Origin of the sequence: Paenibacillus sp. B01 (assembly GCF_009649995.1) — a bacterium.
Classification (GTDB): domain Bacteria; phylum Bacillota; class Bacilli; order Paenibacillales; family Paenibacillaceae; genus Paenibacillus_O; species Paenibacillus_O pasadenensis.
In genome coordinates this window covers 1,593,876-1,608,476 of record NZ_CP045802.1, presented here as the reverse complement: position 1 = coordinate 1,608,476, position 14,601 = coordinate 1,593,876, and the positions used below count along the sequence as shown (strand labels likewise).

The 14,601-nt window shown below is 61.3% G+C and carries 15 protein-coding genes; 3 read left to right on the top strand and 12 right to left on the bottom strand.

Annotation, left to right across the window (positions count from 1 at the left end):
* Positions 1-204 precede the first annotated feature (204 nt).
* The 5 genes from GE073_RS06920 to GE073_RS06905 form a co-directional block, all read right to left on the bottom strand.
* Positions 205-555 (bottom strand): type II toxin-antitoxin system PemK/MazF family toxin, encoded by a 351-nt coding sequence (locus tag GE073_RS06920; RefSeq protein ID WP_028600569.1) that lies wholly within the window; start codon positions 553-555, stop codon positions 205-207.
* A gap of 3 nt (positions 556-558) precedes the next feature.
* Positions 559-840, bottom strand: coding sequence for a CopG family ribbon-helix-helix protein (locus tag GE073_RS06915; protein WP_028600570.1), 282 nt, complete (start codon positions 838-840; stop codon positions 559-561).
* Between the two features lie 182 nt (positions 841-1,022).
* A complete protein-coding gene (gene alr, locus GE073_RS06910) occupies positions 1,023-2,213 on the bottom strand; it encodes an alanine racemase (RefSeq protein WP_153784692.1) in 1,191 nt (396 codons plus the stop codon).
* Positions 2,214-2,375: 162 nt separating this feature from the next.
* Positions 2,376-2,702: a DUF4367 domain-containing protein gene (locus GE073_RS25930; RefSeq protein WP_323744194.1), complete on the bottom strand. Its 327-nt coding sequence runs from the start codon at positions 2,700-2,702 to the stop codon at positions 2,376-2,378.
* The gene (locus tag GE073_RS06905; protein WP_323744193.1) at positions 2,585-3,505 is read right to left on the bottom strand and encodes a LolA family protein; all 921 of its coding nucleotides are present in this window, start codon (positions 3,503-3,505) and stop codon (positions 2,585-2,587) included. The genes GE073_RS25930 and GE073_RS06905 overlap by 118 nt, the downstream gene beginning before the upstream one ends.
* 492 nt (positions 3,506-3,997) lie before the next feature.
* Between GE073_RS06905 and GE073_RS06900 the strand changes: the two genes are divergently transcribed.
* The 3 genes from GE073_RS06900 to GE073_RS06890 all read left to right on the top strand — a co-directional run bounded on the left by GE073_RS06900 (position 3,998) and on the right by GE073_RS06890 (position 7,229).
* Positions 3,998-5,356 carry an ABC transporter substrate-binding protein gene (locus tag GE073_RS06900; RefSeq protein WP_028600573.1) on the top strand — a complete coding sequence of 453 codons (1,359 nt, stop codon included), beginning with the start codon at positions 3,998-4,000 and terminating at the stop codon, positions 5,354-5,356.
* A gap of 115 nt (positions 5,357-5,471) precedes the next feature.
* The gene (locus GE073_RS06895) at positions 5,472-6,329 is read left to right on the top strand and encodes a carbohydrate ABC transporter permease (protein ID WP_028600574.1); all 858 of its coding nucleotides are present in this window, start codon (positions 5,472-5,474) and stop codon (positions 6,327-6,329) included.
* 21 nt (positions 6,330-6,350) lie between these two features.
* The gene (locus GE073_RS06890; RefSeq protein ID WP_052333620.1) at positions 6,351-7,229 is read left to right on the top strand and encodes a carbohydrate ABC transporter permease; all 879 of its coding nucleotides are present in this window, start codon (positions 6,351-6,353) and stop codon (positions 7,227-7,229) included.
* Positions 7,230-7,411: 182 nt separating this feature from the next.
* On the opposite strand, the gene GE073_RS06885 is transcribed toward GE073_RS06890, so the two are convergent.
* From GE073_RS06885 to GE073_RS06855, 7 genes are all read right to left on the bottom strand, one after another.
* Positions 7,412-7,621, bottom strand: coding sequence for a type II toxin-antitoxin system antitoxin (locus GE073_RS06885; RefSeq protein ID WP_101808753.1), 210 nt, complete (start codon positions 7,619-7,621; stop codon positions 7,412-7,414).
* An 11-nt stretch (positions 7,622-7,632) separates the two neighbouring features.
* Positions 7,633-8,502: an SPFH domain-containing protein gene (locus GE073_RS06880; protein ID WP_153783123.1), complete on the bottom strand. Its 870-nt coding sequence runs from the start codon at positions 8,500-8,502 to the stop codon at positions 7,633-7,635.
* Positions 8,503-8,742: 240 nt separating this feature from the next.
* On the bottom strand, positions 8,743-9,273 hold the full coding sequence (locus GE073_RS06875) for a hypothetical protein (protein ID WP_028600578.1): 531 nt from the start codon (positions 9,271-9,273) through the stop codon (positions 8,743-8,745).
* A 126-nt stretch (positions 9,274-9,399) separates the two neighbouring features.
* Positions 9,400-9,744 carry a hypothetical protein gene (locus GE073_RS06870; protein ID WP_127464457.1) on the bottom strand — a complete coding sequence of 115 codons (345 nt, stop codon included), beginning with the start codon at positions 9,742-9,744 and terminating at the stop codon, positions 9,400-9,402.
* Positions 9,745-9,853: 109 nt separating this feature from the next.
* A complete protein-coding gene (locus tag GE073_RS06865; protein WP_153783122.1) occupies positions 9,854-10,756 on the bottom strand; it encodes a magnesium transporter CorA family protein in 903 nt (300 codons plus the stop codon).
* A gap of 157 nt (positions 10,757-10,913) precedes the next feature.
* A complete protein-coding gene (locus tag GE073_RS06860; protein WP_373864118.1) occupies positions 10,914-12,251 on the bottom strand; it encodes a TrkH family potassium uptake protein in 1,338 nt (445 codons plus the stop codon).
* A gap of 84 nt (positions 12,252-12,335) precedes the next feature.
* Positions 12,336-14,588, bottom strand: a complete 2,253-nt coding sequence (locus tag GE073_RS06855) for a response regulator (RefSeq protein ID WP_153783121.1) — start codon at positions 14,586-14,588, stop codon at positions 12,336-12,338.
* Positions 14,589-14,601: the final 13 nt, after the last annotated feature.

Sequence of the window (14,601 nt, the reverse complement as noted above, 5' to 3'; positions counted from 1 at the left end):
TAAAAAACGCAAGCAGGAACCTCGGGGAGGTTCAACCGCTTGCGTTCTTCGCGAGCTTATGCGATGCCTGGCATCGCATTCCATATTTGACTGAATTCATAATATCAATCGGATAAAGGGCTGTAAAGCTTTTTTTGCGCCGAGGCTTCGTCAAGCCTCCGGGCGGCGGCCTCATGGCACGGAAGCGCCGCGGCCGTGCCCGGACTAGAAGTCGATCAAGCCGACGCTGATCTGCAGCGCGTCGTCGACATGACGCATCATCTCGTCGTCGAGATGGGTGATCTTGTCGGTCAGCCGCTGCTTGTCGATCGTCCGGATCTGCTCCAGCAGGATGACCGAGTCCCGGTCGAAGCCATGCTCCTTGGCGTCGATCTCGACATGAGTCGGCAGCTTGGCCTTTTGAATCTGGGCCGTGATGGCGGCGACGATGACGGTCGGGCTGAAGCGGTTGCCGATGTCGTTCTGAAGCACGAGCACGGGGCGCACGCCGCCTTGCTCGGAGCCGACGACGGGGGAAAGATCAGCGAAAAACACATCTCCGCGTTTTACGATCAATCGCTACACCCCGCTAACGAGACGGCCGAGCGCGCGGTCAGCGTCTTCCTCCGCTTGAAAAGCTTCCGAGGCCATGTTCAGGTTGATCTTAGCCATTTCCAGATAACCTCTCTGCATCAACTCGCGGATTTGACGCTTCTTGCGCTCCACCAGATAGAGCTTCATCGCCTGGCGGATGAACTCGCTGCGGTTGGAATTCTCCTTGGCGACAATGCCGTCCACTTCTTCCAGCAGATGATCCGGAATGCTGATCATGATTCGTTTGGTATTCTGTACATTGGCCACCAACTCGCACCTCCAAAACTTGTCAAAGCCCATTACCATTATGTCTCCGATGCAAATAGGCTATACTCCACCATACCTATGAGATGCCTGTATCCCGTAGAACAGGCGAGGCGGATGCCCCCTATGGGGGCAATTCGCCGCATGGCGACGATATTCCTGCTTGCCTTCCGCAAAAAATGACATCACCCGTGCGAAAGCGGATTTTCGACCTCGACGATCTCTCCGCCTCGCACATACACTCTCGGAATCCTCGAAGCGATCATGCAGGTGACCTCGTAGTTGATGGTGCCGAGCTGCGCGGCCAGCTCCTCGGCGGTAATCTCCGCCTCTCCCTGGCGTCCGATCAGCACGGCTTCCTCGCCGGCCTCGACCGGCGACCCCGTCGCCGCCTCGGCGCCATTCAGCGCGACCATGCACTGATCCATGCAGATCGTGCCGGCCACCGGAACGCGCTGGCCCCGCACGAGCGCCTGGGCCTTGCCCGACAGCAGGCGGCTGAAGCCGTCCGCGTAGCCGATCGGGATCGTGCCGATGCGCTCGCCGCGCTCCGCGAAGTAGCGGGTGCCGTAGCTGATGCCCCAGCGCTCGGTCAGCTCCTTGACATGCACGAGCTCCGATCGGAGCGACAGCACCGGCTGCAGCGCGAGCCGATTGCGGTCCACCTCGTCCGACGGATAAAGCCCGTACATGCCGATGCCGAGCCGCAGCATGCCTCCGCCGAGCTCCGGCGTATCCATGCCTGCGGCCGTATTGGCGCTGTGCAGGATCTCGATCGGCAGGCCGCGCCTGCGGACCTCGTCCGCAACGGCCGCGAACCGCCCGTATTGCAGCTCGGTATAGCTTTTGTCCGCCTCGTCCGACTTGGCGAAGTGCGTGAACAGCCCCTCCACATGCAGCTGAGGCACGCGCAGCGCCTCCTCGAGGAAGCGCATCGCGTCACCGGAGCCGTCGGCCAGCCGGCCGAGCCGGCCCATGCCGGTATCGAGCTTCACATGGACCTTGAGCCGGGGACCGTCCAGCGGCAGCGAGCGGGCCGCCTCGAGCGCGTCGTCCCGGTACAGCGCGATCGTAATGTCCAGCGAGCGGGCGAGGTCCAGCGCATGCGCCGGCACGTAGCCGAGGACGAGGATCGGCGTCTTGATGCCGGCCGCGCGGATGCGGAGCGCCTCGTCGAGGAAGGCGACGCCAAGATAGTCGGCCCCGCAGGCTTCCGCCTCCCGCGAGACCGGAACGAGTCCGTGTCCGTAAGCGTTGGCCTTGACCGAAGCGAGCAGCTTCATTCCTTCCGGCGCCGAGTTCCGGAATGCCCGGATGTTGCTTCGAAGGGCATCGAGGGAAATTTCGGCGCGGGTCGGACGGTAATAAGTATCCACCTGATTCATCCCTTTTCGCTTGAAAAACCCAATGCCTCTAATGGTACCCCCGATGCCAGGCAGTGTCAATGAACGAAGCCCTCCGCCCGGCTGGCACCTGTTGGCAGCGGCAAGGTCGGCAAAGCGCCGCGGCCATCCGCGGCCTGCGGCGCTTCTCTTGCCTTACTTGGTCATGTCGTCGACGACCGACTGCGCGACTTTGACCAGCTCGTTTTCCGGCAGATTATCGGAAGTGAGGCGGAAATACGTGCCCTGATACGTCCAGGCCAGCGTCATCGGCTGCCCCTCGCTCAGCTGGCCGACCGTATAGCCGAGATCGACGATGCGGCCGGTGCCCGCCGCCGACGCGTAATCGTCCGGCTGCGTCTCGATCAGCGTGTAGCTGTACGTGCCGTCATAACGAAGCAGGACGCCCGGATTGCCGCCGAACTCGATATCGCTGCTGTCCTTGAACGCGATGCCCTCCGGACCGAGGTAGGACGGCTCCATCGGGATGAAGCTCGAGCTCGACGGATCGGCGGCGACTCCGCCTTCGGCGGCATTGCCGTCCGTGCCGGCTCCATCCGTGCCTGCTCCTGCCGCTCCCTCCGTCTCCGTGCCCTTGGATGCGCCCGGCTCGCCTTCCGGCACCGCGGTCGTCGGCTGCGAGCCGGCTGCCGGGAGCTTTGCAGGTTCGCCTTCGTATCGAACACGCTCTTCTCCAGCTTCTCGTTGAACTTGAACGAATCGAACTTCACGTCTACGAGCACGGCGCTGTTGGAGTCGCTCACCTCGACTTGCTTCGGCGCGTAGTCGTCCTTGCTCAGCCAGATTTTCTGACGGGCCAGCGAGGCGTTCTGATAATTGGCCATGACATCGAACACATAGCTGTCCTTGTCGCTGGCGAACTGGCGGGAATTGTCCTTCAGGATGCTCTCCACCAGCGTCTGGTACAAGTACACCTGGCCCTGCTCCTCCGGCCAGTTGCTCTGGAAGCGGAACACTTTATTGAGGCTCGGCGTCAGGACGAACACGCCTTCGTCGTTGCGCAGGACGATCTGCGTCAGATCCTTCTTCTCGTTCGTCAGCGCGATCCGGTAGTAATTCGGCTTTTGGAACTTCACGTCGACCTTGTACTGGAGCGGCTGGGTCGCCGTATGGAGCGTCATCGTTCCCGTTCCCTGATACGTTTCCGTCTTCTCCTGCAGCTTGCCGAGCTCCTTCACCACGGAGCCCGCATCCTTTTTGCCGCATCCGGCCAGCACCAGAATGAAGCAGGCCATCAGAGCCGCGATCAAGCTTATGCGACGCATCTTCTCATCCCCTCTGCTCGTTGAGTTTTCCTAAGCTGATACATGTCTATGAGGGGACTTGGCCTTTTATGCGGACGAGATTGACGAGCCGGCGGCAGGAGAGGCTTTTCTTCCCTATAAGATGAAGCGCGATTCGAGCTCGAAAAGGGGCCTGGCAACAACGCCCCGTCCCTCGGCAGGCCGCTAGGCCGAAAGTCCCGCTCGGCGAAGCGAAGCCTTTCCGCGGCGATCCGCTGAAGGGCGTCTTCGCGCCAGGCGCCGGCAAGCCGCGCCGCTGCGCCTTCCGCATCGCTTCCGCCGATTTCAAGCGACGGAGAAAAAAGAGGATTTTCCCCTATTCCATCCAAAAATACTCCCCCTCCCGAGAGGAATGTCCCCCATCCAGCGAACCAATCTTGCCTTGGCTGGGAGCTTCCTGGAGCCTACACTTTAAGTAAGCGAGATGGCGAATCTTGCAGCATGCACACAACGAATTCAAGGGGGATTTTCGCAATGTTGAAGAAGAAATCCACAACAGCTCTGGCCGCTCTGTCCATGGCAGCCGTGCTGGCCCTCACCGCTTGCGGAAGCAACGGCAACAACGGAAACAGCGGCGCGAGCAACGGCGGCGCAAGCGCAAGCCCGGCTCCGACGACAAGCACGGCGCCGACCGAAGCGCCTGCAAAAGACGTTTCCCTCCGCGTATTCTCCACGTTCGGCGGAACGGACGCGGCGCGCGAAGCGTTCCAGAAGCTTCTCGACGACTTCTCCGCGAAGTATCCGAACGTGAAGATCGACAACGACGTCATGTCCGCCAACGACGACGGCTTCCGCACGAAAGTCAACTCCGACATGAACAGCGGCAACGAGCCGGATCTTCTGTTCTACTTCGTCGGCGCCGATGCCAAAGGCTTCGTCGATGCCGGCAAGGTCGTACCGCTCAACAGCCTGCTCGACGAGGACGCCGAATGGAAAAACGGCTTCATCCCGTCCGCGCTGGAATCGGTCAAGCAACCCGACGGCAACATCTATGCCGCTCCGCTGACCGGCTTCTACGAAGGCCTGTTCGTGAACAAGGCGATCTTCGAGAAATACAACCTGGAGCTGCCGACCGACTGGGATAAGCTGACGAAGGCCGTCAAGACGCTGTCCGAAAACAAGATCATCCCGCTCGCGGCTCCGTTCGACCAGTCCCACTATGTCATCGAGCACTCCGTCCTCGCGGCATCCGGCTCCGAAGGCCAAAAAGCCGGCCTGCTGAACGGCATCAGCCCGGAATGGGAGCTCGGCATCGGCAAGCTGAAGGAGCTGGGCGACCTGGGCGCGTTCCCGAAAGACGCGGCGACGATCGACCTGACGATGGCGGCAAACTACTACTCGCAAGGTCTGGCCGCGATGGTGCTGGAAGGCTCGTGGGCGATCGGCGGCATGGCCGACGCAGTCAAATCGACGTCGACCGTGCTTCCTTTCCCGGCGATTCCGGGCGGCAAAGGCACCGGCAAGGACGTTGTCGGCGGCTTCGGCAGCGGCTTCTACCTCTCCAAAGCGACGTACGACAACGCCGACAAGAAAGACGCGGCCGTGCAGCTGCTTAAATTCCTGACGAGCAAGGATGCGATCAAAGCGGTCGCAACGGCGAACGGCGGCACTCCAGCCGCAGATGTGCAGATCGACGGCCTGCCGCAAGTCGCGCTTGACGGCTTCAAGATGGTCGCGGACTCCACGTCGGTCAACTCCCCGATCGACAGCTACCTGTCGCCGGAGACGTTCACGACGATCCGTCAAAACATCCAAGGCGTCGTCAAAGGCGAGAAGACGGCGAAACAGGCGCTTGAAGCAGCCGAGAAGATCGAAAAGGCGAACAAGCAGTAATCGGCTTCCTATCGCAGCCCCTCTATAACCAACCCTCGCCGCCCTTCGCACCGCATGGGCGGCGAGCTTTTTTCCGGCCTCGGCTCCATCCACTACGAGTTAAAAAGGTGATTGTATGAAGGGTGACAAGAAGTATATCGTCGCGTTCCTCGCGCCGGCTCTGCTCCTCATTTCCACGTTCGTCTACTATCCGTTCCTGAAAAGCCTGTACCTCAGCTTCTACCGGACGTCTGGCTTCTTCGACAAGAAATTCGTCGGACTGGACAACTACAAGCGCATGTTCACGGACGACCTGCTCGGAGCGGCGACGCTCCATACGCTCGAGATCATGCTGTACACGATCGTCTTCCAGGTCGGAATCGCGCTCGTGCTGGCCGTCATGGTCGACAACATTTCCAAGGGCAAGCAGTTTTTCCGCACCGTCTTCTTCTTCCCGATCGTCATTTCCGGCGCGGCGATCTCCCTGCTGTTCGTCCTCATCTACAACTATCAGTTCGGCATGCTGAACAACGCCATCGCGGGCCTAGGGCTCGAGAAGGTGCTTTGGCTCAGCGAGACCGGCTCGCTGAAGGCGGTGGCCGTTCCGACCGTCTGGCACTATGTCGGCTTCTACTTCATCCTGTTCCTGACGGCGATGTCCAAAATACCTGCCGACTTCTACGAAGCGGCCAAGCTTGAAGGCATCTCCGGCATCAAAAAGACGACGATGCTGACGATCCCGCTCATCCTGAGCGACATCAAGGTCGTGCTCATCCTCGCGATCACAGGCACGCTCAAAGTATTCGACTTCGTCTGGATCCTCTCCCGCGGCCAGAACGGAACCGAGGTGCTCGGCACGTACATGTACAAAAAAGCGCTCGTGGACCAGAACTTCGGCTACGGCTCGACGATCGCCATCTACATCGTCGTGTTCGGCCTGATCCTCTCGATCATCACGAACCGACTGCTTAAAAGAGAAGAGATCACCTATTAACCTTTTATGGGGTGGAAGCAGATGCAGCAAGTCAATGGAGTGAATACCGTACCTGTAGAAAGACATCGATCCGGCAAGCGCATCCCTTTGGGCACGCTGTTCATGTACGTGTGCCTGACGCTGTGGGCGCTCACGACGATCTATCCGATGTTCTGGATCATCAACAACTCATTCAAGCTGTCGACCGACGTCATGAACGACTCGTTCTCCATCGCCCTCTCGCCGGTGCTGACCAACTATGAGACGGCGTTCGACCGGATCAACATCGGCAAGGCCTACGCCAACAGCCTCATCATGTCCGGCGCGACTGTCCTGCTCGTGCTCGTATGCGGCGGCCTGGCGGCCTACGTGCTGTCCCGCTTCAAGTTCCGCGGCCGCAACGCGCTGAGCTCGCTGCTCGTCGCGACGCTGCTCATTCCGGCGTTCGCCACCGTCGTTCCCGTGTACGAGCTGCTCATTGAGTGGGGCCTCGTCAACAAATACTGGGGCCTGATCCTTCCGCATACCGCAGGCAACCTGACCTTCGCGATCCTGGTCATGACCGCTTATATGGCGACCATTCCAAAAGAGCTGGAGGAAGCGGCCTTCATCGACGGCTGCAACCGGTTCAACATGTTCACCCGCATTTTCATGCCGATTGCCCGGCCCGTCTTCGCATCGGCCAGCATCTTCGTCTTCCTCTGGTCGTACAACGATCTGTTCTCGGCCCTGATCTTCGTCAACAAGGAAAACGTTCGGCCCATCGTGGCGCTGCTCAACGAAATCAGCTCCCAGTACGGAACCGACTTCGGCCTCATGGCCAGCGCTGTCTCCCTGACCGTCGTGCCTGTCCTCATCGTCTATCTGTTCATTCAGAAGTACATCGAGAAGGGCATGACCGAAGGTGCTGTAAAGGGCTGATAACCACGATAGCATCATCCTCGCCGTCCGCTCCGCTGAGCGCGGGTGCGGATGCAGCAGCAAAAAGGCTCCAGATTGCCCGATCGGGCATCTGGAGCCTTTTTTGCGCTGCGCCGGAACGCGGACGCCGTGGCCGTCCGTCTGGAGCGCCGTCTCAGGACGCGGCCGCGAGAGCAGACGGCTCAGTCCGCCTGCCCGTCCTGCGGCGGCTCCGGCTCCGGCTCCGGCTGCGGGCTGCGGCGCTGCAAGCGGCCGGACTTGCGCAGCGACTCGCGGAGCAGGAACTCGATCTGCGCATTGACGCTTCGGAATTCGTCGGCGGCCCACGCCTCGACCGCCTGGTAGATGTCGGGGTCCATCCGGAGCGGAAAGGACTTTCTTTCCTTAGGCATCGCGGATGCTCCTAATTGTACAGCGTTCCTGCATTGATGACCGGCGTCGTGCCGCGCTCGGACACGATCGCCACCATCAGATTGTTGATCATCGCCGCCCGCCGCTCCTCATCGAGCACGACCCCGCGTGCTTCCAGCTGCTTGAGCGCCGACTCTACCATGCCGACCGCTCCGTCTACGATCTTCTGCCGGGCGGAGACGATCGCCTCCGCCTGCTGGCGCTGCAGCATCGCGCCGGCGATCTCCGGCGCGTAGGCCAGATGGGACAGCCTCGTCTCCAGCACCTCGACTCCGGCTACCGTCAGCCGCTCCTGCAGCTCCGCCAGCAGCCGCGAGCTCACCTCGTCCGCATTGCCGCGCAGCGATACGGCGTTCGCGTCCTCATACGTGTCGTAAGGATACTGCGCCGCCAGATGCCGGATCGCCGTCTCGCTCTGAATTTCCACGAACGTCTCGTAGTCGTCGACCTCGAAGCTGGCCCGGGCCGTATCCGTCACGCGGAAGACGACGACCGCGGCAATCTCGACCGGGTTGCCGGAGGCGTCGTTCACCTTGAGCTTCTGGCTGTTGAAGTTGCGCACCTTCAGCGAGACCTGGGACTTGGCGCTGAACGGCATGACGAGCCAAAGGCCGCTGTCGGTCACCGTTCCTTTGTAGCGTCCGAAAAAGGTGATGACCTTCGCCTGGTTCGGCTGCACGATCGTCAATGCGCTGAACAGGATCAGCGAGGCGAGGAGAAGCAGCGAGCCGAGGACGTAGCCCGCCGCTCCCAGCGCGAATTCATCGCTGGAGATGAAGAGCAGCACCGCCCCCACAAACGCGGCTGTCCCGAGGAGGAGAGCCCCAAAACCATTCATATGCCATGCCTTGCGTTCTTGCATCGTCATTCCCCCTGAATCACTATGATGTAATAATGATATCACTTTTTCCTTTTCTATGGAAGCTGAAACGAAAAAAAGGCTGTCTCCGGGTCAATCGCCTTGACCTTCGGAGGCAGCCCCGCGTCGAAGACGCTGCAGCCCGTATTGAATGGAAGCTTTCATCCTCGTGGCCGGCTGTCATTCAACCCGGCTTGGCGTCAGGAACGGCGCGTGGCGCGTCCAGCCCCGCCTGCCGACCACTCAAGCGCTCGGAGCAGGCGCTGGCGCCGGCGCCGGAGCGGTCGGCGCGGCGGGCCGCTCCGGAAGCTTCAGCTTGCCTTCGCGATGGAGCTGCCGCAGCTTCTCTTTGAGCTGCTGCTCGTCCATCCCTTTCGTATCGATGCCTTGGGCGGCGGCGAACGCCTTCAGCCGCTCCAGCTTTTTCGCGTGAAGCTGCTGCTTGAACAGCGCCCATTTTTCCGGCTGCTTCGTTTTCTGCTCCCGGATTTCCTGAAGCAGCTGCTCGTCGGTTTTGCCTTGCGTCTTCAGGCCGAAAAAGGCGACCGCCTCGCGGATCATCATCTTCTGATGGGCTTTGCGATAGCGCTGATGGCCGGGCTGCCCTTTTGGATGGCGCAGCTCCCCGTGCGGAGACTCGATGCGGTCTGGCGCCGCCGCCGGCGCCTTGGACGGCTCCGGCTGGATCGCTGCGGCTGCGGAAGCTGCCGGCGCGGACGCCGTGATGGCTGCGGCGAGCAGAAGGGCCGCCGTCTTGCTGAGGAAATGGTTCATTCATCCGTTCCTTCTTTCGGGATGGATTCTGGTTCTTTTTTACCGTGTCCTGCCGTCAGCTCTTTTATTCCAAAAAGATGCAAAAAAAGACCTTTCTCCGTAGAGAAAGGTCGTTGGACTTCAACGTCAGCCTTCAACCGAATGACGGTTCAACAAGCTTTGGAACTGCTCGTCGTTGAGGTCGCGCTCCAGCACGTCCGCGATCTCGATGTCCTCGCAGTCCGGCTTCGTGAACGACTTGCCTTTCATGTAATACCCGTTCGACTTGGCGGCGGCGTAGTAGCCGCACAGCTTCTCAGCCGTCTTGACCGCCTGCTCCTCCGAATCGAAGCTCGCCAGGTTGTTGCCGAAGCTGAGCGGATTTTTGGAGCTTTGAATATTGACCCGATAGGGAGCGACCGCGTCCGACTCTTCGTGTTTGACCAGAATCTCGATGTCAGAGCATGTATTCCGATATTTGATGGACATCATCAACACCGCCTGTTGGTACCTCAGCATGTGAGGCAGATTCGGCCAGTGCCGTTAGCGCTGCCGTACTAGCTATTAAACCGCTTGCTTCAGCTGTTAAACAACAGACGCCCTACATTTTCTCGCGCCGGTTGTCGCTGCGCAGCAAATCGCCCATCCAGCCCTTGGCGCGCATCCAGACATAAACGGCGAGCGTAGAGCCTCCGATGACGCCCAAAGCGATCCAATAGCCGGCCTTCCACTCGAGCTCGGGCATATTCTTGAAGTTCATGCCCCAGATCGCGCCGATCGCCATCATCGGCGTGCACAGGATCGTGAAGACGGTGAGCGTCTTCATGATCTCGTTGCCGCGATAGTTGGACAGGTTCTCCTCCAGCAGCAGCAGCGATTCCAGCTCCCGGCTGTATTCGTCCTGGAGCATGATCATGCGCTCGAGCCGGGACTGCAGCGCCTTGTGGATACGGCTCTCCTCCATCTGCTCGGGAAAAGCCTCCTCCAGCGCGTAGCGGATCTCGCGGATCGGCCGGGTCAGTCCGGACCAGTGCAGCAGCCGGGCGCGGAGCTCGACGATCCGGTGGAACATGTAGCCGCCGTTGCGCTCCTGCAGGCTGTCCTCCAGCTCGCGCAGCTTCACCTCGAACCGGTCCATGCCCTCGAAAAACGGCTCCATGATGCCGGCAAGCAGGTGGATGAAGCCGTCCAGCGGCGTGTCGGCGTCCTCCGCATGCTCGAAGAACGAGGCGGCTTTTTCGCAGCCTGCGACGATCGCCTCCTCGTCGAAGCCGATCGTATAGATCTCCTTGTCCCGAAGCAGAAAATGGAAAAACGAGCTGCTGCTTCCCTCCTCGTCCGCCCGGCCGCTGACAAGCGTGCCGAAGACGGCATTGCGCTCGCCCTGCAGCGAGATCGCCGACAAGTAGTTGACCTCCCGGCTCGAGCTGTTTCTCGCCCATCGAGCGAGCACCGGCTGCTCGCCAAGCGCTTCGGACGCCTGCTCGCAGCTGTCGAACTTCATCCAGCGCCAATGTTGCTCCTCCTGATCCGACCCGCTCACGCTGATCCCCCGCTTTCTTCGACTATTCCCTCTTACCCTGTTCGGCTTGCCTCGCAACCCCAAAACGCCTCCGGAGGCGAGCTCCGAGGCGTTTTTGTTTTTGGATGGCCGAACGAGATCAGCCGATGATGATTCTTCCTTCCGGATAACGGAAGCTTTCCTTTTTGGGCTTGGAGCGAAAAGCGAACGCCAGCGTCAGCAGGCCGAGCCGGCCCATGAACATGAGGGCGATGATGACGCCTTTGCCGGCATCCGTCAGCTCCACCGTCGCTCCGAGGCTGAAGCCGACCGTCCCGAACGCCGATACCGCCTCGAACAGCAGGACGAGGAACGGCCCGTTCTCGACCGTCGTCAGGATCATCGTCGCGACGACGATGACGATCACCCCCATGAGCGTGACCGTAATGGCCCGGTACAGCTCCCGCGCCCCGATCCGATGGCGGAAGATGACCGCGTCCTCCCGGCCGCGGATGATCGCGACGATGCCGGCGAGCAGCACGACGAACGTCGTGATCTTGATGCCCCCGCCGGTCGAGCCCGGGGCGGCGCCGATGAACATGAGGATGACCATCATGAGCTGCGTCGCTTGGCGCAGATCGGCGATCGGCACCGTGTTGAGCCCTGCGGAGCGCAGGCTGAACGACTGGAACGCCGACGCCCACAGCTTGCCGTCGAGGCCGAGCGGCCCGAACGTCCGCGGGTTCGTATACTCGAAGATGAAGAACAGTACGGCTCCGCCGACCGTCAGCACGGCCGTCGCCCACAGCACCACCTTCGTATGGAGCGATACCTTGCGCTTCTCCGGCCAGCGGATCAGGTCGGCCATGACGATGAAGCCGATGCTGCCGAAAAAGATCAGCGTCATGGAAATCAGATTGACCGCCGGATCGTCGACGAACTGGCTCCATCCGCCCAGCAGCTCGAAGCCGGCATTGTTGAAGATGGATACGGAATGGAAGATGCCGTTGTAGACCGCCTCGCCGAAGCTCATTCGATCCATCCAGACCCAGGCAAGCATGATCGCGCCGAGCCCCTCGATCGCGGCGGAGAACAGGAAGATGCGGATGACGAGCTGCACGATGCCGCTCATCTCATGCTGGTTGAGCGATTCCTTGAGCACGAGCCTGTCCTTCAGCGAGATCTTGCGGCCGAGAGCGAGCGCGAACCAGGTCGCCGCGGTCATGAAGCCGATGCCGCCGAGCTGGAACAGCACGAGCAGCACGATTTGGCCGAAGCGGGAGTAGACCGCGCCCGTATCGAGGATCGTGAGGCCCGTGACGCAGGTCGCCGAGGTCGCCGTGAACAGCGCGTCCAGCAGCTTGATCCGCTCGCCGTCGGCCGAGGCGGCCGGCAGGCTGAGCAGCGCCGTTCCGATCAGGATAAGCAGCACGAAGCCGGTTGTCAGCACCCGGGGAGGGGACGAGTAGGCTTTTTTGAGAATGCGAATGAACAGCACCGGATGAAGCTCCTCTCTAATGGTTCCGAAAGCGGCGGATGCGCTTGTCCTCCCTACTATAGCCGAAGCGCAAAAGGCAGTCCACTAATGCGTGGACTGCCTTTTGGCGGCGGACTCGCCGAGCAGGTAACGGTTGATCGTCGTCTCCAGAAGATCCGGACGGATCGGCTTGCTGATGTAGTCCGTCATGCCGGCCTCCAGGCATTTCTGCCTGTCGCCGGGCAGCACGTTGGCCGTCATCGCGATGATCGTCGGGTGGGCCGAGCCGGACTGCCCGACGATCCGCCGCGTCGCCTCGAGTCCGTCCATGACCGGCATCTTCATGTCCATGAAGATGAGGTCATAGGAGCGGGCGAGCGCCATGTCGACGGCGAGCTCGCCGTTCTCCGCCACATCCGCCTCGACGCCGAAGCGGTCGAGCAGCTTGAGGATGAGCTTCTGGTTCACCTCGTTGTCCTCGGCGACCAGCACGCGAGGCGCTTCCTGCCTGCGGATGCGCGCCAGCCGCTCGGGCGGTGTCGGCGCGAAGGGCAGCACTCCGCCGCTGAGCGAGCGGTCCGGCAGCAGCGTCTCCATCTCCGGCAGGGCGGCGGCGCCGATCTCCGCGAAGGTGTCGCTCAGCATCGCCGAAAACGAGAACGGCTGGGAGGCTTCCCAGCGGGGAAAAGGCTCGGCTCCAGGCTCGAGCCTCGCCGGCGAGGGCAGCTCCGTCAGCCCGGAGCCCGGATTCTCCTCGAGCCGCTCCAGACGGACGGTGAAGGTGAATACCGCGCCGCAGGGCTCGTTGGGAGCGCAGGCGATCGAGCCGTCCATCAGCTCCACCAGGTTTTTGCAGATGGCGAGGCCGAGGCCCGTGCCGCCGTACTTGCGGGTCATCGACGAATCGAGCTGGGAGAACGGCTGGAACAGCTCCGCCAGCTTTTCCGCCGGAATGCCCACTCCCGTATCCCGCACCTGGAACTCGACCGTCAAGTCCCGGATCGACCCTGCGAACGGCTCGGAGCCCGGCCGCGCGGCGACCTCGATCCGACCCTCCGGCGTGAACTTGACCGCGTTGCTGACCAGATTCATGAGAATCTGGCGCAGCTTGGTCACGTCCCCGTAGACGTATTCAGGCAAGCTCTCGTCGACGGTGCAGAGCAGCTCGAGGCTGTTCTCCCGCGCCTTGCCGATGAACAGGTCCAGCGATTCGTCGAGGCAGCTCTTGAGGCTGAACGGAATCCGCTCCAGCTCCAGCTTGCCGGCCTCGATCTTCGCATAGTCGAGGATGTCGTTGATGACGCCGAGCAGGGAGTCTCCGCTCTTGAGGATGATTTCGGTAAAGTCGCGCTGCTCTTCGTCGAGGTCGGTTTCCGTCAGCAGATTGGTCATGCCGAGAATGCCGTTCATCGGCGTGCGGATCTCATGGCTGACCATCGCCAGGAATTCGGTCTTGGCGCGGTCGGCGATCTCCGCCGCCTCCTTGGCGGCGAGCAGCTCGCGCTCGGTCTTCTTGCGCTCGGTGATGTCGCTGACCGTGCAGGCATAGATGAGCTCGTCGTCGACATGCGTGCTGCCGAGCTTGATCTCGGCATGGAAGCGGCTGCCGTCCTTGCGCTGCGGCATCACCTCGATCAGCCGCCCGGAGATGAGGCCCTCGGCCGTCTGCTCCGTCATGCCCTCGAGCTGCTTGAGGCACAGCTCGGGCACTAGCTCATGGATATGCCTGCCGATGACCTCTCGCTCCGAATAGCTGAACATCGGCAGGATCGACGGGTTGACGGTCAGGATGATGCCGCCTCCGTCGAAGGTGATCATCGTGTCCATCGACGTGCTGCTGATGACGCTTTTGATCGCTTCCGCCTTGGTCAGCTGATACGCCGTGCGCATCAGCTCCTTGTTCATCCGCTCCAGCTCCTGCGTCTGCTGCTGGAGCAGGATCTTCTGCTGCTGGAGCTTCTTGTTGCTGACGTACATGCCGACGAAGCCCTCGATCTTCGAGCGGAAGATCTGCGGCACGAACGGCTTGAGCATGTAGTCGATGGCGCCGACGGCGTAGCCGGTGAACAAGTGCTGCGACTCCTTGCTCGTCGCGGAGACGAAGATGATCGGAATCTCCTTCGTCTTCTCCCTCGACTTGATCATGCGCGCCGTCTCGAAGCCGTCCATGCCGGGCATCTGGACGTCCATCACGATGACCGCGAAGTCGTCCTTGAGCAGCGCGCGCAGCGCCTCCTCTCCTGACAGGCACTTCACGAGATTGTAGTCGAGGTCGGCCAATACCGCTTCGATCGCAAGCAGGTTCTCCGGATAGTCGTCGACAAGCAGAATATTGATCGGTCCGTCGTAAGAGATCATGGTTCCCCCCCCT

Bases quoted from the DNA above. Each gene is read 5' to 3' on its own strand.
- GE073_RS25930 (WP_323744194.1), bottom strand. From the start codon at position 2,702: ATGGAGCCGTCCTACCTCGGTCCGGAGGGCATCGCGTTCAAGGACAGC.
- GE073_RS06905 (WP_323744193.1), bottom strand. From the start codon at position 3,505: ATGCGTCGCATAAGCTTGATCGCGGCTCTGATGGCCTGCTTCATTCTG.
- GE073_RS06900 (WP_028600573.1), top strand. From the start codon at position 3,998: ATGTTGAAGAAGAAATCCACAACAGCTCTGGCCGCTCTGTCCATGGCA.
- GE073_RS06895 (WP_028600574.1), top strand. From the start codon at position 5,472: ATGAAGGGTGACAAGAAGTATATCGTCGCGTTCCTCGCGCCGGCTCTG.
- GE073_RS06890 (WP_052333620.1), top strand. From the start codon at position 6,351: ATGCAGCAAGTCAATGGAGTGAATACCGTACCTGTAGAAAGACATCGA.
- GE073_RS06885 (WP_101808753.1), bottom strand. From the start codon at position 7,621: ATGCCTAAGGAAAGAAAGTCCTTTCCGCTCCGGATGGACCCCGACATC.
- GE073_RS06880 (WP_153783123.1), bottom strand. From the start codon at position 8,502: ATGCAAGAACGCAAGGCATGGCATATGAATGGTTTTGGGGCTCTCCTC.
- GE073_RS06875 (WP_028600578.1), bottom strand. From the start codon at position 9,273: ATGAACCATTTCCTCAGCAAGACGGCGGCCCTTCTGCTCGCCGCAGCC.
- GE073_RS06870 (WP_127464457.1), bottom strand. From the start codon at position 9,744: ATGATGTCCATCAAATATCGGAATACATGCTCTGACATCGAGATTCTG.
- GE073_RS06865 (WP_153783122.1), bottom strand. From the start codon at position 10,756: ATGAAGTTCGACAGCTGCGAGCAGGCGTCCGAAGCGCTTGGCGAGCAG.
- GE073_RS06855 (WP_153783121.1), bottom strand. From the start codon at position 14,588: ATGATCTCTTACGACGGACCGATCAATATTCTGCTTGTCGACGACTAT.